This is a genomic window from Nocardioides sp. W7 (genome assembly GCF_022919075.1).
Classification (GTDB): Bacteria; Actinomycetota; Actinomycetes; order Propionibacteriales; family Nocardioidaceae; genus Nocardioides.
In genome coordinates this window covers 3,677,165-3,697,544 of record NZ_CP095078.1, presented here as the reverse complement: position 1 = coordinate 3,697,544, position 20,380 = coordinate 3,677,165, and the positions used below count along the sequence as shown (strand labels likewise).

22 protein-coding genes are annotated in these 20,380 nt (G+C 72.4%); 14 read left to right on the top strand and 8 right to left on the bottom strand.

The window, feature by feature from the left end; genetic code table 11:
* Both MUB56_RS17485 and MUB56_RS17480 read left to right on the top strand, forming a co-directional pair.
* Complete coding sequence (locus tag MUB56_RS17485; protein ID WP_244928286.1) at nucleotides 1–1,911, top strand: ABC transporter ATP-binding protein; 1,911 nt, start codon at nucleotides 1–3, stop codon at nucleotides 1,909–1,911.
* On the top strand, nucleotides 1,911–2,666 hold the full coding sequence (locus tag MUB56_RS17480) for an SDR family oxidoreductase (protein ID WP_244928285.1): 756 nt from the start codon (nucleotides 1,911–1,913) through the stop codon (nucleotides 2,664–2,666). Before MUB56_RS17485 ends, MUB56_RS17480 begins: the two co-directional genes overlap by 1 nt.
* Here MUB56_RS17480 and MUB56_RS17475 read toward each other — a convergent pair.
* A complete protein-coding gene (locus tag MUB56_RS17475; RefSeq protein ID WP_244928284.1) occupies nucleotides 2,552–3,505 on the bottom strand; it encodes an SURF1 family protein in 954 nt (317 codons plus the stop codon). The genes MUB56_RS17480 and MUB56_RS17475 overlap by 115 nt on opposite strands.
* A gap of 43 nt (nucleotides 3,506–3,548) precedes the next feature.
* On the opposite strand from MUB56_RS17475, the gene moaA reads away from it, so the two are divergent.
* Nucleotides 3,549–4,556 (top strand): GTP 3',8-cyclase MoaA, encoded by a 1,008-nt coding sequence (gene moaA / locus MUB56_RS17470; RefSeq protein WP_244928283.1) that lies wholly within the window; start codon nucleotides 3,549–3,551, stop codon nucleotides 4,554–4,556.
* A gap of 61 nt (nucleotides 4,557–4,617) precedes the next feature.
* Here moaA and MUB56_RS17465 read toward each other — a convergent pair whose 3' ends face one another.
* Nucleotides 4,618–4,890, bottom strand: coding sequence for a hypothetical protein (locus MUB56_RS17465; RefSeq protein ID WP_348536693.1), 273 nt, complete (start codon nucleotides 4,888–4,890; stop codon nucleotides 4,618–4,620).
* 55 nt (nucleotides 4,891–4,945) lie between these two features.
* Nucleotides 4,946–5,284, bottom strand: a complete 339-nt coding sequence (locus MUB56_RS17460) for a DUF3099 domain-containing protein (protein WP_244928282.1) — start codon at nucleotides 5,282–5,284, stop codon at nucleotides 4,946–4,948.
* 88 nt (nucleotides 5,285–5,372) lie between these two features.
* On the opposite strand from MUB56_RS17460, the gene MUB56_RS17455 reads away from it, so the two are divergent.
* From MUB56_RS17455 to MUB56_RS17440, 4 genes are all read left to right on the top strand, one after another.
* The gene (locus tag MUB56_RS17455) at nucleotides 5,373–5,585 is read left to right on the top strand and encodes a dodecin (RefSeq protein WP_244928281.1); all 213 of its coding nucleotides are present in this window, start codon (nucleotides 5,373–5,375) and stop codon (nucleotides 5,583–5,585) included.
* 144 nt (nucleotides 5,586–5,729) lie between these two features.
* The gene (fabG, locus tag MUB56_RS17450; protein WP_244928280.1) at nucleotides 5,730–6,455 is read left to right on the top strand and encodes a 3-oxoacyl-ACP reductase FabG; all 726 of its coding nucleotides are present in this window, start codon (nucleotides 5,730–5,732) and stop codon (nucleotides 6,453–6,455) included.
* A gap of 1 nt (nucleotide 6,456) precedes the next feature.
* Complete coding sequence (fabI, locus tag MUB56_RS17445) at nucleotides 6,457–7,239, top strand: enoyl-ACP reductase FabI (RefSeq protein WP_244928279.1); 783 nt, start codon at nucleotides 6,457–6,459, stop codon at nucleotides 7,237–7,239.
* A gap of 27 nt (nucleotides 7,240–7,266) precedes the next feature.
* Nucleotides 7,267–8,952: a Mur ligase family protein gene (locus MUB56_RS17440; protein WP_244928278.1), complete on the top strand. Its 1,686-nt coding sequence runs from the start codon at nucleotides 7,267–7,269 to the stop codon at nucleotides 8,950–8,952.
* A 30-nt stretch (nucleotides 8,953–8,982) separates the two neighbouring features.
* Here the strand turns inward: MUB56_RS17440 and MUB56_RS17435 are convergent, their stop codons facing one another.
* The 3 genes from MUB56_RS17435 to MUB56_RS17425 are packed head-to-tail and all read right to left on the bottom strand — an operon-like array spanning nucleotide 8,983 to nucleotide 13,111.
* Entirely contained in the window at nucleotides 8,983–9,342 is a 360-nt protein-coding gene (locus MUB56_RS17435; RefSeq protein WP_244928277.1) for a cupin domain-containing protein, read from the bottom strand.
* On the bottom strand, nucleotides 9,339–12,128 hold the full coding sequence (cphA, locus tag MUB56_RS17430; RefSeq protein ID WP_244928276.1) for a cyanophycin synthetase: 2,790 nt from the start codon (nucleotides 12,126–12,128) through the stop codon (nucleotides 9,339–9,341). Before cphA ends, MUB56_RS17435 begins: the two co-directional genes overlap by 4 nt.
* A complete protein-coding gene (locus tag MUB56_RS17425) occupies nucleotides 12,125–13,111 on the bottom strand; it encodes a cyanophycinase (RefSeq protein WP_244928275.1) in 987 nt (328 codons plus the stop codon). Before MUB56_RS17425 ends, cphA begins: the two co-directional genes overlap by 4 nt.
* A gap of 54 nt (nucleotides 13,112–13,165) precedes the next feature.
* On the opposite strand from MUB56_RS17425, the gene MUB56_RS17420 reads away from it, so the two are divergent.
* Together MUB56_RS17420 and MUB56_RS17415 are read left to right on the top strand one after the other, a co-directional pair.
* Nucleotides 13,166–13,684, top strand: coding sequence for a histidine phosphatase family protein (locus MUB56_RS17420; RefSeq protein WP_244928274.1), 519 nt, complete (start codon nucleotides 13,166–13,168; stop codon nucleotides 13,682–13,684).
* Nucleotides 13,677–14,189, top strand: coding sequence for a DUF1990 domain-containing protein (locus MUB56_RS17415; protein ID WP_244928273.1), 513 nt, complete (start codon nucleotides 13,677–13,679; stop codon nucleotides 14,187–14,189). Before MUB56_RS17420 ends, MUB56_RS17415 begins: the two co-directional genes overlap by 8 nt.
* 139 nt (nucleotides 14,190–14,328) lie before the next feature.
* Here MUB56_RS17415 and serB read toward each other — a convergent pair whose 3' ends face one another.
* Nucleotides 14,329–15,546, bottom strand: a complete 1,218-nt coding sequence (gene serB, locus MUB56_RS17410; RefSeq protein ID WP_244928272.1) for a phosphoserine phosphatase SerB — start codon at nucleotides 15,544–15,546, stop codon at nucleotides 14,329–14,331.
* Between the two features lie 60 nt (nucleotides 15,547–15,606).
* Between serB and MUB56_RS17405 the strand changes: the two genes are divergently transcribed.
* On the top strand, nucleotides 15,607–16,329 hold the full coding sequence (locus MUB56_RS17405; RefSeq protein ID WP_244928271.1) for a VOC family protein: 723 nt from the start codon (nucleotides 15,607–15,609) through the stop codon (nucleotides 16,327–16,329).
* Between the two features lies 1 nt (nucleotide 16,330).
* On the opposite strand, the gene MUB56_RS17400 is transcribed toward MUB56_RS17405, so the two are convergent.
* On the bottom strand, nucleotides 16,331–17,080 hold the full coding sequence (locus MUB56_RS17400) for a hypothetical protein (protein ID WP_244928270.1): 750 nt from the start codon (nucleotides 17,078–17,080) through the stop codon (nucleotides 16,331–16,333).
* Nucleotides 17,081–17,142: 62 nt separating this feature from the next.
* Between MUB56_RS17400 and MUB56_RS17395 the strand changes: the two genes are divergently transcribed.
* The 4 genes from MUB56_RS17395 to MUB56_RS17380 all read left to right on the top strand — a co-directional run bounded on the left by MUB56_RS17395 (nucleotide 17,143) and on the right by MUB56_RS17380 (nucleotide 20,375).
* Nucleotides 17,143–17,937 carry an ABC transporter ATP-binding protein gene (locus MUB56_RS17395; RefSeq protein WP_244928269.1) on the top strand — a complete coding sequence of 265 codons (795 nt, stop codon included), beginning with the start codon at nucleotides 17,143–17,145 and terminating at the stop codon, nucleotides 17,935–17,937.
* A 9-nt stretch (nucleotides 17,938–17,946) separates the two neighbouring features.
* On the top strand, nucleotides 17,947–18,420 hold the full coding sequence (locus MUB56_RS17390) for an NfeD family protein (protein ID WP_244928268.1): 474 nt from the start codon (nucleotides 17,947–17,949) through the stop codon (nucleotides 18,418–18,420).
* Nucleotides 18,421–18,527: 107 nt separating this feature from the next.
* Nucleotides 18,528–19,601, top strand: coding sequence for an SPFH domain-containing protein (locus tag MUB56_RS17385; RefSeq protein WP_244932436.1), 1,074 nt, complete (start codon nucleotides 18,528–18,530; stop codon nucleotides 19,599–19,601).
* 3 nt (nucleotides 19,602–19,604) lie between these two features.
* Entirely contained in the window at nucleotides 19,605–20,375 is a 771-nt protein-coding gene (locus MUB56_RS17380) for a sulfite exporter TauE/SafE family protein (RefSeq protein ID WP_244928267.1), read from the top strand.
* The last annotated feature ends 5 nt before the right edge of the window (nucleotides 20,376–20,380 follow it).

Sequence of the window (20,380 nt, the reverse complement as noted above, 5' to 3'; positions counted from 1 at the left end):
ATGTCAGGGATGTACGGCGGCGGGATGGCCTGGCGACACCTGCGCTCGGACCGCAGCGTGATCGACAACCGGATCGAGGGCAAGACCGTGCGTCGGGTCCTCGGATTCGCGCGCCCGCACCGGTCGCTGATCGCGGTGTTCCTGCTCCTGACGGTGATCGACGCCTCGACCGTCGTGGTCACCCCGCTGCTGGTGCAGCGGGTCGTCGACGACGGCATCGTCGCCGGCGACGCCGGCCTGGTGACGATGCTGGCCCTGGCGATGGCCGGGTTCGCGATCTTCAGCGCCGTGCTGGGCGTGTTCAGCGGCTGGTTCTCCTCCCGGATCGGCGAGGGCCTGATCTTCGACCTCCGCACCCGGGTCTTCGCCCACGTCCAGCGCCAGTCGTTGGCCTTCTTCACCCGGACCCAGACCGGCGCGCTCGTCTCGCGGCTCAACAACGACGTGATCGGTGCCCAGCGGGCCTTCACCAGCACGCTGTCGAGCACCGTGTCCAACTCCATCGCCGTGGTGGTCGTCGGCATCACGATGCTGGCCCTGAGCTGGCAGGTCACCCTGCTGTGCCTGGCGATGTTCCCGCCGCTGTTCCTGGTCTCGCGCCTCGTCAGCGGCCAGCTGGCCGGTCTGACCCGCCAGCAGATGGACGGCAACGCCGATCTCGGCAACGTGATGACCGAGCGTTTCAACGTCGGCGGGGCGATGCTGCTGAAGCTCTTCGGCCGCCGTCAGGACGAGGACGAGCTCTTCGCCACCAAGGCGGCACGGGTCCGCGACCTCGGCATCCGGATCTCCCTGATCACCCGGATCTTCGGTGCCGCGATGATGGCCGTTCCGGCCCTGGCTGCTGCGCTCGTCTACGGCGTCGGCGGGCACCTGGTGATCGACGGCACCCTCACCGTCGGCACCCTGCTCGCGCTGGCGACCCTGCTGCTGCGGCTGCTCGGCCCGCTCCAGGGGCTCTCCAACGTCCGCATCGACGTGATGACCGCGCTGGTCAGCTTCGAGCGGGTCTTCGAGGTGCTCGACCTGCCCTCCCTGATCCGCGAGAAGCACGGAGCGACCCCGCTGCCCGCCAGTGCCTCCCGGCTGGAGTTCGACCACGTCCACTTCACCTACCCGCGGGCCGACGACGTGTCGCTGGCCTCCCTGGAGGCGATCGCCCGGGTCGAGTCGCGCGATCACACCGAGGTGCTCCACGACGTCACCTTCGTCGCCGACTCCGGCCAGATGGTGGCCCTGGTGGGTCCCTCGGGCGCCGGCAAGACGACGGTCACGCACCTGGTTGCCCGGCTCTACGACGCCGACGCAGGCGTCGTACGCGTCGGTGGCCACGACGTGCGCGACGTGACCCTGCAGTCCCTCGAGGACGCGGTCGGCTACGTCACCCAGGACGCCCACATGTTCCACGACACGGTGCGCGGCAACCTGCTCTACGCGCGACCCGGCGCGAGCGACGCGGAGATCTGGGCGGCCCTGGAGGCGGCCCAGATCGCCGGGTTGGTGCGGTCGCTGCCCGACGGGCTCGACACGGTCGTCGGCGACCGCGGCTACCGACTCTCCGGCGGAGAGCGGCAACGGCTCGCGATCGGACGGCTGCTGCTGAAGTCGCCCTCGATCGTGATCCTGGACGAGGCGACGGCCCACCTCGACAGCGAGTCCGAGGCCGCCGTCCAGCGTGCGCTGGACGCGGCGCTGGCCGACCGGACCTCCCTGGTGATCGCCCACCGGCTCTCGACGGTCCGCAACGCCGACCTGATCCTGGTCCTGGACGGTGGCCGGATCGTGCAGTCCGGCACCCACCTGGAGCTGCTGGCACAGGGCGGGCTGTACGCCGACCTCTACCGCACCCAGTTCGTGGAGGACGACGGGACCAAGCCGGGCCCGGTCGAGGCGATCTGGGAGAGCAGCTGATGGACCTCGGGCTCGCCGATCGCGTCTACCTCGTCACCGGTGGCGCTCGGGGTCTCGGTCGGGCGACCGCCGACGTGCTGGTCGCCGAGGGGGCGCGCGTGGTCGTCTCCGGCCGATCGGCGGGCTCGCTCGACCGCGCCGTCGCCGAGCTCGGGCCGGCCGCGGTCGGGGTGGTCGCCGACCACGCCGACCCGCAGACCCCGGGCCGCCTGATCGCGACCGCGCGCGAGGCCTGGGGACGCCTCGACGGTGCACTGGTGAGCGTCGGCGGCCCGCCGCGAGGCACGGTCAGCGAGATCACCGACGAGCAGTGGACCGCGGCGTTCGGCTCGGTCTTCCTCGGGGCGGTCCGGCTGGGTCGTGAGATCGCTGCCGAGCTCGGTGCGGGCGGGGCGCTGGCGTTCGTGCTGTCCACCAGCGTGCGGGCTCCGCTGGCGGAGATGGCCCTCTCGAACGGCCTGCGGCCGGGGCTGGCGATGGTCGCCAAGACCCTGGCCGACGAGGTCGGGCCCCGCGGTGTGCGGGTCAACGGCCTGCTGCCGTCACGGGTGGTCACCGAGCGGCTGGCGGAGCTGGACTCCGGCAGCGCCGATCCGGCGGCGAGCCTGGCCGAGGCCGTCGCCTCGATCCCGCTGCGGCGTCAGGCCGAGCCGGAGGAGTTCGGCCGGGTGGCGGCCTTCCTGCTCTCGCCGGCCGCGTCGTTCGTCTCCGGAGCGATGCTGCCCGTCGACGGTGGAGCACTCCGGGCGCTCTGAGCCCGGCGCCGGGCCTCCTCGGCGGCGACGGCCTGCTTGTACCGCTCGCGCCGGGCCCGGCGGGCGTCCCGGTCGGGCGCTCCGGGGCGGCGATCCTTGCGAGTGGCCGGGCCGCCGCGCCACTCGTCGTACGCGAACCAGCCGAAGCCGACGAGGGCCAGCACCCCGAAGAACCACCACTGCAGGCCGTAGAAGAAGTGCGGCCCGTTGTCCAGCTCGGGCAGCTCCACCGCCACCAGCGGTTCGGCCGCGGGCGGGTCCTCCGAGCGCAGCTCCACCCAGCCGCCGTAGACGGGGAGGTCGAGCGCGGCACCGATGGCGTCGCTGTCGACGGCCCGCGTGGAGCCGTCGGTGACCCGGGTGCTGTCCCCGGAGCCGTCGGCCCGGACGTAGCCGCTGACCGTGACCTCGCCGGCCGGCGGCTCGGGCACCTCGCCGATGTCGCCGCCCTGGTTGATCTTGGGCATCCAGCCGCGGTTCACCAACAGTGCCGTGCCGTCGGCCGTCACCAGCGGGACGACCACGTCGACCCCGCTGTCGTCGGTGCGCGGGTTCGCGCTGTAGCGGACGATGACCGTCCGGGCGGGGTCGTAGGTGCCGGTGGCCGTCACGATCCGCCACTTGTCCTCGTCGCGGACCTCGCGACCCACGGCCAGGACCTCATCGACCGCGGCCGGCCCGCGGGTCTCGTTGGTGCGGACCACGGCGTTGTCGGCCTTGCGGTCCTCGAGTCGGTGGAACTGCCACTCGCCCAGCCACCAGGTGCCGTACGCCACGACCAGGATCGCGGCTGCGAACAGCAGCCAGCGACGGCTCAGCAGGAACCCGAACGAGCGCACCTGATGAGGCTAGCCGCGACCGCCAGGCGCCTAGACTGCAGGGGTGCCGTCAACGACTACCCGAGAGCTCTCCGACCGCTACGGCCGGGTCGCGCGCGACCTCCGGGTCTCGCTGACCGACAAGTGCAACCTGCGTTGCTCCTACTGCATGCCCGAGGAGGGCCTCGACTGGCTCGAGAACGAGCGGCTGCTCACCGACGACGAGGTCGTCCGCCTGGTGCGGATCGGCGTCGAGCGGCTCGGTATCGAGGAGGTCCGGTTCACCGGCGGTGAGCCGCTGGTCCGGCGCGGGCTGGTCGACATCGTCCGCCGTACCCGCGAGATCTCGGCCGACGTGGAGCTGTCCCTGACCACGAACGCCCTCGGCCTGGCCCGCACGGCCCCGGCGCTGCGGGCGGCGGGCCTGAACCGGGTCAACGTCAGCCTCGACACCGTCCGGCGCGAGACGTTCCACGAGATCACCCGGCGCGACCGGCTGCACGACGTGGTCGCCGGCCTCGAGGCGGCGTACGACGCCGGCCTGGGCCCGGTGAAGCTCAACGCCGTGCTGCTGCGGGGGGTCAACGACGACCAGGCGGCCGAGCTGCTGGGCTGGGCGGTGGAGCGGGGCTACTCGCTCCGGTTCATCGAGCAGATGCCCCTGGACGCGCAGCACGGCTGGACCCGCGAGGGCATGGTCACGGCCGACGAGATTCTCGCCTCGCTGCAGGCGGTCTACGACCTGACTCCGGCGGCGGAGCCGCGGGGGAGCGCGCCGGCCGAGCTGTTCCTCGTCGACGGCGGACCGGCGACCGTCGGCGTGATCGCCTCGGTGACCCGCCCCTTCTGCGGTGACTGCGACCGGGTCCGGCTCACGGCCGACGGTCAGGTGCGCAACTGCCTGTTCGCGCGCGAGGAGTCCGACCTGCGCGCCGCGCTGCGGGCCGGAGCCACTGACGAGGAGCTCGCGGACCGGTGGGTGGTCGCGATGCGGGGCAAGCGCGCCGGGCACGGCATCGACGACCCGACCTTCCTGCAGCCCGACCGGCCGATGTCGGCTATCGGGGGATAGGACGCGTCAGCGGACCACCGTGGGTGGCGCGGGTCGAGACCCGATCAGAGTCGCAAGCTCACTAACCCCGGCCCGGGTCGTCCCGGTCCGGGTCATGCGCCTCGACGTCCTTCAGGAACGCACGCGAGCCGAGGAAGTCGGTCAGGCTCGGTCGGTGCTCGTCGCAGGCGAGCCAGATCTTGCGCCGCTCCGGGGTGTGCAGGCGGGGGTTGTTCCAGAGCAGGTCCCATGCTGCGGGTGACTGACAGCCCTTCGCGGAGCAGGTGGCGTGCTCGGGACCGATCACCGTCATGCCGCGCTCCGGGGAGCTGTGGACGTGGTGCCGGAAAGCCACGGGGGGAGCTCTCCGGCACCACGCACGCAAGAGCCTGCCACGCCTCGGGAGGTATTCACAGCCTCGTGCCGCCCTCGTCGAGGGGCTTCGTCGACGTGCTGCCGAGCTCGGGTCGATAGGCGGTGTCGGCCAGGTCGAAGGCGTCCGAGCGGGTGGTGACGGCGTTGGCCATCACGACCGCGACGTACGGCAGCACCAGGGCGCCCGCGATCAGGATCGGCCACAGCCAGTCGACACCGGCCAGTGCGGCGACGATCGCGCCGACGAAGCACAGCGAACGCAGGCTCATGGAGAGCAGGTAACGACGTTGCCGAGCCGCGATGTCGGCGTTGCGGTCACTCGGAGCGGTGGTGATCCGGACCGCGTCGGGAGAGCGGTGGCGATCCCTGGGCATTGGTCCAGCCTACGTCGGCCAACCTGGGTTCCGGAGCCCCGTCCCGGGTGGCCTACGATCGGCCTCCCACGACTCACCGGAGGACCCCATGTCGAACCGCACCTACCGCGTCTCGGAGATCGTCGGCACCTCGCCCGACGGCATCGACGAGGCGATCCGCAACGGCGTCCTGCGGGCCGGCCAGACCCTGCGCCACCTGGACTGGTTCGAGGTGCTCCAGGTCCGCGGCCAGATCAAGGACGGCGCCGTCGAGCACTTCCAGGTGAGCATGAAGGTCGGCTTCCGCCTCGAGGACGACTGATCTGCGGCCTTAGCCTGAGCCTGCGAAGGCTGAGAGCCTGCCGCGAGGTCGAGTAGCCGCGCGAGCGACGAAGGAGGTCGCGACCGGCGTACCGAGACCGGACCCGTTTTCGCGTACTGCGCGGTAGTCACTAGCGTCCCAGAGGTGAGCGAGACAGTGGAGTCCACGGCCCGGTCCGTCCTGGTCACCGGCGGCAACCGCGGCATCGGCCGCGCGATCGCGGAGGCGTTCGTCGCCAACGGCGACAAGGTCGCCGTGACCACGCGCAGCGGCGGCGCACCCGAGGGCACGCTCGACGTGCGGTGCGACATCACCGACCCCGATGCGGTCGAGGCGGCGTTCGCGACCGTCGAGGCCGCCCACGGCCCGGTCGAGGTGCTCGTCGCCAACGCCGGGGTCACCCACGACACGCTGCTGCTGCGGATGTCGGAGGAGGACTGGTCCTCGGTCATCGACACCAACCTCACGGGTTCCTTCCGCCTCGCGAAGCGCGCCTCCAAGGGCATGCTCCGGATGCGGCGGGGCCGGATCGTCTTCATCTCCTCGGTGGTCGGGCTGCTCGGCTCGGCGGGCCAGGTCAACTACGCAGCGTCCAAGGCCGGCCTCGTCGGCATGGCGCGCTCGATCGCCCGGGAGCTCGGCTCCCGGTCGATCACGGCCAACGTCGTGGCACCCGGCTTCGTCGAGACCGACATGACCGGCGTACTCACCGACGAGCAGAAGACCGCGATCAAGACGCAGGTCCCGCTGGGGCGGTACGCCGCGCCCGAGGAGATCGCGTCGACCGTGCTGTGGCTGACCGGCGACGGCGCGAGCTACGTCACCGGGGCCGTCATCCCGGTCGACGGTGGACTAGGGATGGGGCACTGACATGAGCGGAATCCTCGAAGGCAAGCGGATCCTCGTCGCCGGCGTGACGATGGACAGCTCGATCGGCTTCGCCACCGCCAAGGTGGCCCAGGAGCAGGGTGCCACGGTGCTCATCTCCAACTTCGGCCGCGCGCTCGGCATCACCCGGCGGATCGCCAAGCGGCTGCCGGTGGAGCCGCCGGTGCTCGAGCTCGACGTGACCGACCCCGACCACCTCGCCGGCCTCGCCGACCAGGTCCGCGAGCACCTGGGCCCGGACGCCGGCCTCGACGGGGTCGTGCACTCGATCGCCTACGGCAACCCCGCGACGGTGCTGGGGGGCCAGTTCCTCAACGGCCCCTGGGACGACGTCGCGCAGGCCGTGCAGGTCTCGGCGTACTCCCTGAAGTCGCTGGCCATGGCCTGCAAGCCGCTGATGGGTCCGGGCGGCTCGGTCGTCGGCCTGACGTTCGACGCGACGGTGGCCTGGCCGGCGTACGACTGGATGGGCGTGGCCAAGGCCGCCCTGGAGTCCACCTCCCGCTACCTGGCCCGCGACCTGGGCGCCGACGGCATCCGCTGCAACCTGGTGGCCGCCGGCCCGCTCAAGACGCTCGCCGCCAAGGCGATCCCGGGCTTCGAGGACCTCGAGGCGATGTGGTCGACGCGCGCGCCGCTCGGTTGGGACAACACCGACCACAGCCCGACCGCGAAGGCCGTCTGCGCGCTGCTGTCGGACTTCTTCCCGGCGACCTCCGGTGAGATCGTCCACGTCGACGGTGGCTTCCACGCGATGGGCGCGTAGCGCCCGCGTCTGGGTAACGTCCCGGGCGTGACGTCACTCGTCGAGCTCCGGGTCCTCGAAGGGCCCAACCTCTACTTCCCCCGTGCCGCGGTCAAGCTGACCGTCGACATCAGCGGCCTGGCCGCGGCCTCGGAGGAGACCGCCACGCGCTTCGCGCGCCGCATCGGCCTGGCCAACGCTCGGCCCGGGGCGCCCGACACCGGGTTCCGGCAGCTCTTCGCCCTGCGCGCCGTCGGCCACCTGGTGCGCGCGGTCGCCGTGGAGTCGGGTACGACGAGGCTCGGCGTCCGGGTCCGGCCGACCGGCGACCCGCACCGGATCGTCGTGGCCTACCCGTGGCGGCACCGCACCCGCGCCGAGGCGATGGGCCGGGCGGTCGCCGACGTACTGGACGCCGTACCGTCCGCGGACGTGGAGGCCGCCGTGGGCGAGGCGGCGGCGCGGGTCGCGGCCTCCGAGCCCGGACCCGGACCGGACACCATCCGGCCCGCCGTCCCGGTCGTCGCCGTCACCGGCACCAACGGCAAGACCACGACCTCGCGGATGGTCGCCCACATCGGACGGGTCGACGGTCGGGTCGTCGGCTGGTCGAACACCGACGGCGTCTACATCGACGGCGAGCTGGTCGAGGCGGGCGACTACTCGGGACCGAGCGGGGCGGGCCGCGTGCTCGCCCACGAGCACGTCGAGCTGGCGGTCACGGAGACCGCCCGGGGCGGGATCCTGCTCCGGGGCATCGGGCTGACCCGCAACGACGTCTCGGTGGTCACCAACGTCACCGCCGACCACCTCGGCCTCCAGGGCATCGACACCGTCGACCAGCTCGCCGAGGTGAAGGCGGTGGTCCCGCGGATCACGCGGCGCAGCGGCTGGTCGGTGCTGAACGGCGACGACCCGCGGGTCTTCGCGATGCGACACGTCACCAAGGCCAAGCCCTGGGTGTTCACCCGCGACGTCGAGTCGCCCGCGATCCGGGAGGTGCTCGCCGACGGTGGGCGGGCCACGACTGTCATCGACGGCTGGGTGAGCGTGCTGTGTCCCGACTCCGACCCCGACCCGTTGGTCGAGCTGGTCGACGTGCCGATGACCCTCGCCGGGCTCTCGCGCTTCAACGTCGAGAACACCCTCGCCGCCACCTCCGCCGCCCTCGCGGTCGGGATCTCCCGGGAGGCCGTGATCGAGGGGCTCCGCTCGTTCCTGCCCGACGCCGAGCACAACCCCGGCCGGATGAACTTCTTCACCGTCGGCGAGGTCTCGGTCGTCGTCGACCTCGCCCACAACGAGGCCGGGCTGGAAGCACTGTTGGAGGTCATGAACGGCGTACGACGCCCCGAGTCGCGGCTGCTGCTCGGACTGGGGGTCGTCGGCGACCGCACCGACGAGCTGATCGAGAAGCTCGGCGAGATCGCGGCGCGCGACAGCGACGTGGTGGCGATCGGGCACAAGGAGAAGTACCTCCGCGGCCGGACCACCGAGGAGCTCGAGACCCTGATGCGGGCCGGCGCGGAGCGGGTCGGCGTCACCGGAGTGCCGGCGTACCCCACCGAGGTCTCGGTGCTCTCCGCGTTGGTCGGCCAGGCGCTCCCCGGCGACGTCGTGGGGCTGATGTGCCACGCGGAGCGCGAGGAGGTCTACGACTGGCTGGCCGAGCACTGCGGGACGGCCGACTCCTCCGCCGATCTCGCGGCGAAGGTCCGAGCCGGCTCGGACTGAGCCTGCGAAGGACGAGCGTCGGCGAGCGGGCTACGGGTACTCGACCTCGCGCTCGGTGCGCGCGAGGTCGACGTCGCCCTCGACCACCAGGGCGACCAGCCCGGACTCGGAGCGGGTCTCGTGGAGCTCGTTCGGCTCCCACACGGCCGCCTGCCCGGCCTGGAGTACGACGGGGTCGCCGCTCGAACCGGAGACGATCGCGTCGCCGGACAGCACCACCATCAGCTGACGACCCGCGGCCGGGTGCCGGCCGATCACGCCGCCCGCCTTCAGCCGCACGGTGACCAGGTGCGCCTCCGCGGTGATGCCGAACGCGCTGACGTCGAAACCGCGGCTGCCGTGGGCGTCGACCGGCCGGCCGGGCTGCGCCCCGAGGGAGAGGACCCTCATCCGTCGTCGCCCGAGCCGTCGACCGTGCCCGAGACCAGGTCCGGATCGGCGGCGGGGGCGTCGGCGGAGACGCCGGCGCCGGCCTGGGCCTGGGAGGACCAGGTCTCCAGCTCGCTCATCACGGCGGCGTGCTTGTCGACGCAGAGGACGACGAGGTCGCCGCGGTTGGCGCGCGACATCACGTGGCGGACCGCCTCGATCTCGTCCAGCACCTCCTCGACCTGCTTGCACCGGGCGCCGTCGGCCATCGCCGTACGCACGCCCTCGAGGACGAGCCCGGCGACCTCACCGCGCTCGCGCCCCCGCAGGGCGACGTCCTCGCGGACGACGACCACGTCGAAGTGCTGGGCCGCGATGTGGCCGAGCTCGCGCATGTCCTCGTCGCGCCGGTCGCCCGCCGTCGAGATGATGCCGAGGCGGGAGGGCCGGGCCAGGTCGTGGGCGGACGCCATCGAGTCGCCGACCCGGTCGACGAAGTCGCCGAGCATCCGCATGCCGGGGGCGTTGTGGCAGTAGTCGACGATGACGTTGACGCCGTTGACCTCGACCTCGTTGAGGCGGCCGGGGGAGAGGTAGTAGTTGGTCGAGAACGACCGCAGGCCCTGCCGGATGTCGTGCAGCGGCGCACCGGCGGCGAAGGCCGCGGCGGCCGCGCCGAGGGCGTTCTGGACGTTCATCCGGGCCCGACCGCCGAAGGTCGCGGGCAGCAGGTGGGTCCAGGCCAGCTGCATCTCCCTCGGGCCGTGCTTGACCACGATCATCTCGCCGCGCTCGGACGGGTTGAGGACCAGCGCCTTGCCGCCCCGGCGGCAGTGGGCGTCGATCATCTCGCGGACCTCGGTGCCGGGCTCCTCCATCGAGAACCACACGACCTGGCCCGAGCACCGGCGCCGCATCTCGCGCACCAGCGGGTCGTCGGCGTTGAGCACCGCGTGCCCGTCGCGCGGGACGGCCTCGACCAGGACGGCCTTGACGTCGGCGAGCTGCTCGACGGTGTCGATGCCGCGCAACCCGAGGTGGTCGGGCTGCACGTTGAGGACGACGGCGACGTCGTTGCGCTCGTAGCCGAGCCCCTCGCGCAGGATCCCGCCGCGGGCCACCTCGAAGACGGCGAAGTCGACGCGCGGGTTCTGCAGCACCATCCGGGCCGACCGGGGCCCGGAGGCGTCGGCGCGGATGACCAGCCGCTCGTCGATGACGACGCCGTCGGTCGAGGTCATGCCGACCTTGCGGCCCATGCCCTTGAAGATGTGGCTGATCATCCGCGAGGTGGTGGTCTTGCCGTTGGTGCCGGTCACGGCGACGATCGGGATCCGCGACGTCGCACCCGGCGGGAAGAGCATGTCGACGACGGGCTTGGCGATGAACTGCGGCTCGCCGATGGTCGGATGGGTGTGCATCCGGAACCCCGGGGCGGCGTTCACCTCGCAGATCGCGCCGCCGGTCTCGCGGACCGGCTCGGTGATGTCGGGGCAGATGAAGTCGATGCCCGCGATGTCGAGGCCGACCATCCGGGCCGCCTCCTCGGCGATCTCGACGTTCTCGGGGTGCGCCTCGAAGGTGCGGTCGATGGAGATGCCGCCGGTCGACATATTGCCGGTGAGGGCGAGCTTCACCGTCGTCCCCTCGGGGGGTACGTCGGACATCGCGAAGCCCTGCTCGCCCACCAGCTCGACGGCGGCCTCGTCGATCTTGATCCGGGTCAGCACCTTCTCGTGACCCACTCCGCGGCGCGGGTCGGCGTTGGCGAGGTCGACGAGCTGCTCGACGGTGGACGTGCCGTCACCGGTCACCGAGGCCGGCACCCGCTCGGCGATCGCGGCGACCTTGCCGTCGATGATCAGGCACCGGTAGTCCTTGCCGGTGACGAACGACTCGACGATGACCCAGCCGCGCCGGGACTGCTCCAGGGCGATCGCATACGCCGCCCGCACCTCGTCCGCGTCCTGCAGGTCCAGGCACACGCCCCGGCCGTGGTTGCCGTCGAGGGGCTTGACGACGACCGGGAAGCCGATCCGCTCGGCGGCCCGGACGCACGCGTCCTCCGAGCGCACCGACTCCTGCTTGGGGACCGGGAGACCGGCCGCGCCGAGGAGGGTGGTCGTGAGGTCCTTGTCGGAGGCGATGTCGACGGCGATCGCGCTCGTGGCCGAGGTCATCGTGGCGCGGATCCGCTTGGCGTGGACGCCCTGGCCGAGCTGGACCAGGGAGTGCTGGTTGAGCCGCAGCCAGGGGATGTCGCGCGAGACCGCCTCGTCGAGGATCGCCTGCGTGGACGGGCCGAAGGCGGTCCGCTGGGCGCGGGTGATGAACGACTCCAGCTCGGTGTCCCAGTCGAACCCCGGGTCGGCCTCGACGAGGTGGTTGACCAGGCGGACGGCGAGCCGCGCCGCGGCCAGGCCGACCTGCTCGTCGAGGTACCCGAAGACCACGTTGTAGTGGCCCGGCCGGTCCTTGACCTGCCGCGTCTTGCCGCGGCGTACGTCGTGGCCGACGACCTGCTGGAGCGCCAGCGCGGCGTGCTCGGCCACGTGCCCGAGCCAGGTGCCCTCGTTCAGCCGCTCCGCGAAGCCGCCGCGCTTGCCGCGGGAGCAGGCGTGCTCGCGCAGGCCGGGCAGCAGCTCGAGCAGGTTGTCGGTGAAGCCCGGGAGGGTGTTGGTGGGGTAGCGCTCGAGCACGCCGAGGTCGACCACGAGGTGGATGGCCTTGTCGTAGGACCAGATGTTGGCTCCGCGGTAGACCCGCGTCTCCTCGATGGTGAGGTCGGGGGTGGGTCGCTCGGTCACGAGGAGGGTCCGTCCGTCGGGGGTGCGGGGTCGTCCTTCTTGCGTTTCTGCAGGCGCGCCATCCGGCGCTTGAGGGTGGTGGGGGAGGCATCGGCCGCCGCGATGTCGCGGGCCAGCTGGCGTAGGTCGTGCCCGGCCTCGGCGAGCCCGGGCTCGGCCTCCGCCGCCAGCGGGAGCAGCTCACGGGCGGTCAGGTCGAAGGCGCTGCCCTCGGGCAGCACGTGGAGTACGACGCCGCTCGCGAGCAGCGGGTCGGAGCGCCTGGCGTCGTAGGCGTTCGTCGTGATCCGGGCCGGGTCGAAGATCGTCACCGCGCCGCGGCCGCGCACGCGCAGCACCTCGCGCTCGACCCCGTCGGCGCCGACCTCGTGCGCGACGATCGCGGCGGTGTCCTCGTCGACGCCGATCCCGAGCAGCTGCGGGGACTGGGCGACGATCATCAGCAGCCGGCCGTAGCGGTTGCGCTGGTCGAAGTGCTGGTCGATGACCGACGAGCGGAGCAGTCCCAGCCCGGCCGCGACCTGGGTCATCCGCTGCTTGGGGGTCGAGCCGCCGACGCCGAAGGCGACCATGTGGCTGGACTGGATGCTGGCGCCGGCCGAGGTGCCGGCGACGACCACTCCGCGCTCGTGGGCCTCGACGATCGCGTCGCCCAGCGGGGTGCCGCACACGATGGCGGAGAGCTTCAGCTGGTTGCCGCCGGTCATGAAGATCCCGGTCGCGTCGGCGAGGGTCTTCACCAGCACCGGGTCATGGGCGTCCTCGCGCGACTCGGGCCGGATCGCGACGACCTCGGCGGCTCCCTCGCGCCGGAAGAGTGCGTCGTACACCTCGACCACCTCGGCGCCCAGCGACGACGCAGTGGGGATGACGGCGATCCGGGCGTCCGCGCCACCGCTGGCCGCGACGAAGTCGCGGAGGATCACCCGCTTGCGCAGCTTGTCCTCGGCACCGCCGATGATCATGAGAGGTCCCCGAGCCATGGCGTCACCCTAGGGGGTTGGCCCAGCGGTCCTCACCGGTGCCAGAGTGTGTCCGTGAGCGAGCAGAAGCGGACCCTCGTGGTGATGCGTCACGCGAAGGCCGAGCAGAACGGCAGCACCGATTTCGAGAGGCGGCTCGCCGAGCGCGGCGAGCGCGATGGCCGCGCGGTCGGGGCCTGGCTCGCCGGGCAGGGCGTGCAGCCCGACCTGGCCCTGGTCTCCGCGGCCGTGCGCACCCAGCAGACCTGGGAGGCCGTCGCGGAGGGCGCGGGCTGGGACGCCGAGCTCGCGACGTACGACGAGTCGCTCTACGCCGCCGGACCCGAGAGCGCGCTCGACGTCGTCCGCGAGGTCGAGGACGCGGTCCGCACCCTCGTGGTCGTCGGCCACAACCCGACCATGGCCTACCTGGCCCAGCTGCTCGACGACGGCGACGGCGATGAGGACGCGAGTGCGGAGATGGTGGCGGGCTACCCCACGAGCGCGACGACGGTCTTCACGGTCGAGGGGGACTGGGCGGATCTCGACGAGGCCGGCGCCCGGGTGGTCGCCTTCCACGTCGGCCGTGGCTGACCTCAGCTATCCCGAGACGGGCGGCACGCTGGCGGGCGCGCTGCCCGTCGGCTACCACCACCTCGCCGTCGAGCGCCGCCTCGGCGGTCCGGAGCGGTACGACGCCGCCGTCACGTTCGTGCTCGGCTGGGGTCTCCACCGGGGAGCCGGCCTCCGGGTGCCGGCCGACCTGCCGCGGGCGACCGAGGGCGACCGGGTGGTGCTGCGGCTCGGCGTCGGGCGGCTGGCCCTGTCCATTCCGGTGCAGGTCGTCGGCGTCCTCGACGAGCCGGATCGGGGCGGCTTCGCCTACGGCACCCTGCGGGGGCACCCGGAGTGCGGCGAGGAGCTGGTCGCGGTCGAGCGGCGCCCGGACGGCACCTGGCTGGTGATCCGGGCCTTCTCGCGACCGGGCCGGTGGTTCACACGGGTCGTCGGACCGGTCGGGCGGGCGATCCAGCGGCTGATGACGCGGCGCTATCTGGACGCCGCGAGCCGGGCCGTCGCTCAGACCGGCGTGAGGTAGCCGGCGTCCGCGCCGGCGAGCTGCTTGCGGGAGATACCGAGGCGGCGGGGGTCGTTGCCGTTTGGTCACCAACCGCAGTCGAGAGGCTGTCCAGCTGTCGTTGGTGACCAAACGGCAACGGCAGCGGCCGGGCCGTCGCTCAGACCGGGGGAGCCGGGGTGACGTAGCCGGCCTCGGCGTCGGCGGCCTCGATCTCCTCACGCGAGATGCCGAGCAGGTACAGGATCGCGTCGAGGTACGGCACGTTCACCGAGGTGTCGGCGGCGTCGCGGACCAGCGGCTTGGCGTTGTAGGCGATCCCGAGACCGGCCGCGTTGAGCATGTCGAGGTCGTTGGCACCGTCGCCGATGGCGATCGTGGCGGCCTCGCTGACCCCCACCTCGGCCGCGAACTCCCTCAATGCGCGGGCCTTGCCGGACCGGTCCACGACGTCGCCGACGATGCCGCCGGTGAGTACCCCGTCGACGATCTCCAGCTCGTTGGCGCGGGAGAAGTGGATGCCGAGTTCGGCGGCGAGCCGGTCGGTGATCTGGGTGAAGCCGCCCGAGACGATCGCGAACCGGTAGCCGAGCCGCCGCAGGGTGCGGACCATCGTGCGGGCGCCGGGCGCGAGCAGGATGGCGTCGTACACCTCGTCGAGGGCGGTGGCGGGTACGCCGGCCAGCAGCCTCACCCGTTCGCGCAGCGACTGCTCGAAGTCGAGCTCGCCGCGCATCGCCGCCTCGGTGATCGCGGCGACCTCGGCCTCGCAGCCGGCGTGGGCGGCGATCATCTCGATCACCTCGCCCTGGATCAGCGTCGAGTCGACGTCCATGACGATCAGCCGCATCCCGCGCCGCAGCAGGTTGGCCGGCTGGACCGCCACGTCGATGCCCTGCCGGGCCGCCTCGCCCGCGAGCACGGCCCGCAGCGCCTCGGGATCGGCTCCGGAGACGTGCAGGTCGATGGCGGTGACGGGGTAGCGGGCCATCCGCTCGATCCGGTCGATGTTGGCGCCCGAGTCCGCGATCCGTCCGGCGATGGCGGACATCGCGGAGGCCTTCAGCGGGGTGCCGATCACCGTCACGTGGGAGCGACCGTGGGGTCGGGGCCGGTTGTCGCCGGTGCCGCGGTCGACGTCGACGGTCATGCCGAGCTCCTCGGCCACCCGCTCGATGTCGGTCCGCAGCCGCTTCCAGTCGCGCGGGGCGGTGACCAGTACGCCGAGGACCAGCCGGCGGCGGAGCACGATCTGCTCGACGTCGACCACCTCGACGCCGGCTCGCGCGAGCGTGGCGAAGATCGCGGAGGTGACGCCCGGTCGGTCCTTCCCGGTGAGCGTGATCAGGAGGGTCTCGGGCTTCGCGTCGGTGGCCATCGTGGCCCGAGGCTATCGCTGTCCGGCGGACTGTCGGTGCCGTGGTCCATGGTGGTGGACATGCCCGATGACCTGCCCGGCGACCTGGACGCCACCGAGACCCTGACCCGATTCGCCGACGCGATCGCCACTCGAGACTGGGACGCCCTGAGCGCGCTGCTCGCCCCCGGCTTCTCCGCCCGCCTGGTGCACACGGGGGAGACCTTCGACCGCGACGGCTTCGTCGCGTTCAACCGCGACTACCCCGGCCCGTGGACCTACGTCGGCGAGGACGTGATCACCTCCGGCTCGACCGGGGTGGTCCGGGCCCGGGTGTCCGACGACCGGGCGACCTACTACGTCGCGTCGTTCGCGACCCTCGACGAGGACGGAGCGCTCGCCGAGCTGGTCGAGGTGTGGACCGACGCGGTCGCGACCGACGGCGGGCAGCGGCACCCGCACCACGGGATCGACTACGTCGAGATCGGGGTGACCGACCTAGCCGCGGCGAAGCAGTTCTACGCGGCCGCCTTCGGCTGGGAGTTCAACGACTACGGCCCCGACTATGCCGGCATCCGGGCGCCGTCGGGGCGTGGCGAGGTCGGCGGCCTCAATCCCCACCGCCCGGCGGCGTCCGGCGGGCCGCTCGTGCTGCTCTTCTCCGACGACCTCGACGCCACCGCCGAGGCGATCCGGGCAGCCGGCGGCACGGTCACCGAGGGGCCCTACGACTTCCCGGGCGGTCGCCGTCTGCACTTCACCGATCCCGGCGGCGCCGAGCTCGGCGTGTGGGCGAGCAGCTGAGTCAGTGCGGTGGCCAGCCCTCGGGGGAGCAGGCGGCGACGAGCGCCCGGCGTCCGGCGCGGGCCAGCGGGCTGAGGGCCGCCCGTCGCTGCTCGGCCTCGGACGCCGACAACGCGCCGCCGTCGTCCTCGAGCGCGAGCTCGACGATCTCGATGGCCTGCAGGCCTCGGGCGGCGAGCCCGACGCAGGGCGCCGGCACTCCCTCGGGAGCGGTCACCGGCTCGCGGTGCCGCAGGTTCATCAGCCGGTCCGCCACCTCGGGCCGCCAGCGGGCGACGTCGAGGTCGGCGAGGGTGTCGGCGGTCGCGAGCAGTGCCGCGCGCAGTCCGCGGTCGGCCTCGCCGACGTCCGGGAGCTGACGACGCTCGGCCCGGTGGGCGACCCAGGTGATCGCCGCGCCGACGCGCACCGGCACCAGCCCGATGCGGGTGCCCACGGCCACCACCGCCTCGCCCGCCTCCAGTGCGGCGTCGTTGAAGGCCCGCGGGCCGCCGAGGCCGACCGGGTCGCCCTCGACCGGGAAGGCGGCACCGAGGCCGGTGGCCCCCTCGGCCCGCAGCCGGGCGAGCCCGGTGACGAGCGACTCTGCGGCCTCGTCTCCGCCGAGCCCGAGCGTCTCCAGGGCGGCCACGACGTGGGTCGCGTCGTCGGCCACGACCGCGTCGATGACCAGGTCGGGCACCACGTGGCCACGCAGCCACGCCGTACCCCACCAGGCCAGGCGGGCGGCAGCCGGGAGGGAGGCGGTCACGACCGGAGACGCTACGCCGGGCCGCCCGATGCTCGTGACCGGGCCTGGATAGGGTTGCGGCCATGAGTGCCGTGCTGGACTTCGCCGACGTCACCATCCGGCGCGGCCAGGCGACCCTCCTCGACCGGGTCAGCTGGACCGTCGAGGAGGACGAGCGGTGGGTGATCCTCGGCCCCAACGGCGCGGGGAAGACCACCCTGCTCCAGGTCGCCTCCGCTCAGATGCACCCCACTGAGGGGGTCGCCGCGATCCTCGAGGAGGTCCTCGGGCTGGTCGACGTTTTCGAGCTGAAGCCGCGGATCGGGCTCACCAGCGCCGCCCTCGCCGAGCGGATCCCGCGCTCCGAGCGGGTGCAGGACGTCGTCCTCTCGGCGTCGTACGGCGTGGTCGGCCGCTGGCGTGAGGAGTACGACGACCTCGACCACGGCCGCGCGACCGGGCTGCTGCGCGAGCTGGGCGTGACCCACCTGGCCGACCGCACCTTCGGCACCCTGAGCGAGGGCGAGCGCAAGCGCGTCCAGATCGCCCGGGCGCTGATGACCGACCCCGAGCTGCTGCTGCTCGACGAGCCCGCCGCCGGCCTCGACCTGGGCGGTCGCGAGGACCTCGTCGCGACCCTGTCCGTGCTCGCCCACGACCCGGACTCCCCGGCGACCGTGCTGGTCTCCCACCACGTGGAGGAGATCCCTCCCGGGTTCACCCACGCGCTGCTGCTGCGCCAGGGCCGGGTGACGGCCGCCGGGCTGCTGGAGGACGTGCTGACCGAGGCGAACCTCTCGGCCACCTTCGGCATGCCGCTCATGGTCAGCCACGAGGACGGGCGCTGGGCGGCCCGTCGGCGCACCCGGCGCCGGTAGGGTCCGGTCATGGACGACCTGTGGCAGTGGCTGGGTGACCACCAGTGGGCGGGCTGGCTGGGTGCCGCGATCGCGCTCGGCGTGGTGGAGCTGGTCAGCCTCGACCTGGTCTTCGCCATGCTCGCCGTCGGCGCGCTGGTCGGCATGGTCTCCTCGGCCCTGGGCGCGGCCTTCGTCGTGTCCTTCCTGCTGGCGGTCGGCGCGTCCGCCGCCACCCTGCTGCTGCTGCGTCCGCCGCTGATCAAGCGCCTGCACGGCGGTCCGGAGCTCACCATGAGCCACGCGAAGCTGGTCGGCAGCCAGGGCGTCGCGACGATGCGCATCTCCGGTCTCGAGGTCGGTCAGGTCCGGCTCGCCGGCGAGCTGTGGTCGGCGTCGCCCTACGACGACACGCTGTCGATCGAGCCCGGCGAGACCGTGGAGGTGCTGGAGATCCGCGGCGCCACGGCGTACGTCCACCCGATTCCCCGACTCGACCCCTAGCCCGACCACCAGCGTGACCCCTGCTTGACCTCTAGCCCCCGGAAAGGAGCGGCCTCGTGATCTATCTGATCCTGTTGGGCCTGCTGTTCCTGTTTCTCGTCACGGTGATGGCCAAGACGGTGCGGATCGTGCCGCAGGCGCGCGCCGGCATCGTGGAGCGGTTCGGCAAGTACAAGCAGACCCTGCCGGCCGGTCTGAACATCGTGATGCCGTTCATCGACAAGGTCCGCTACCTCATCGACATGCGCGAGCAGGTCGTCAGCTTCCCGCCGAGCTCGGTGATCACCGAGGACAACCTGACGGTCGACATCGACACCGTCATCTACTTCCAGGTGATCGACCCGGTGGCGGCGACGTACGAGATCGCCAACTACATCCAGGCCGTCGAGCAGATCACCCAGACCACGCTGCGCAACATCGTCGGCGGCATGGACCTCGAGCAGACCCTGACCAGCCGTGACTCGATCAACTCCGGGCTGCGCGGGGTGCTCGACGAGGCGACCGGCAAGTGGGGCATCCGAGTCGGTCGCGTCGAGATCAAGAGCATCGACCCGCCGGCCTCCATCAAGGACACGATGGAGAAGCAGATGCGCGCCGACCGCGACAAGCGGGCGGCGATACTCACGGCCGAGGGCCAGCGGCAGGCCTCCATCCTGACCGCGGAGGGCCAGAAGCAGTCCGCGATCCTCTCCGCCGAGGGCGACCGCGAGTCGCAGATCCTGCGCGCCCAGGCCGACCGCGAGGCCGCGATCCTGCGTGCCCAGGGTGAGGGCCAGGCCATCCAGACCGTCTTCCAGGCGATCCACGACGGCCGCCCCGACCAGTCGCTGCTGGCCTACCAGTACCTCCAGATGATGCCGAAGATCGCCGAGGGCAGCGCCAACAAGGTGTGGATCGTGCCCAGTGAGATCGGGCGCGCGCTCGAGGGTCTCGGGTCGACGATGAACAGCCTGCAGGGCATCCCCGACACCGTCGAGGGTCCGGTGAAGCGGGTCGACATGGGCCCGACGGAGCCCGCGCAGCGCGGAGGCCTGGGCGACGACAGCGAGGTCGCGAAGGCCAACGAGGCCGTCGAGGCCGCGATCGCGGCGGCGGCATCGGCTGCGAACCCGACCCGGCCCACGGCGGCGGACCCCGACGTCGATCCTGGCGGGGCGCCGCCGGCCGCACCGGCCCAGTAAGGCGTGCCACCCTTCTTCGAGGCGGTCACGATCCTGCTCGCCGGCGTCGCCGCCGGCGGGATCAACGCCGTGGTGGGGTCGGGGACGCTGATCACGTTCCCGATCCTGCTCGCCTTCGGCGTACCGCCGGTGACCGCCAACGTCTCCAACAACATTGGCCTCGCGCCCGGCTCGGTCTCCGGCGCGATTGGCTACCGGCGCGAGCTGGTCGGCCAGCGGGCCCGGGTGCTGCGCCTGGTTAGCGGCTCCTTCATCGGTGGTCTGACCGGTGCGGTGCTGCTGATCGTGCTGCCCGCGGACGCGTTCGAGACGATCGTGCCGGTGCTCATCGGTCTCGGCATCGTGCTGGTCGTCGTCCAGCCGCGGCTCTCGCGGCGGGTGGCGGCTCGGCGCGAGGCGGCGGGTGAGCTCGCCGGGGGCCGGCCCGACCCGTGGTGGATCTGGCCGACCACCGCACTCGCCGGGGTGTACGGCGGCTACTTCGGCGCCGCCCAGGGCGTGATCCTGATGGGCATCCTCGGGATCGGGATCGACGAGTCCCTCCAGCGGCTCAACGCGGTCAAGAACGTCCTCGCCGCCGTCGTGAACGGTGTCGCGGGCGTGCTGTTCATCTTCGTCGCCGACGTCGACTGGTGGCTCGTGCTGCTGATCGCGGTCGGGGCCGTGATCGGCGGCCAGCTCGGCGCCACCGTCGGGCGCCGGTTGCACCCGACCGTGCTCCGCACGGTCATCGTCCTCGTCGGCCTCGCCGCCCTGGCGTCGTTCCTGCTCTGACGGCG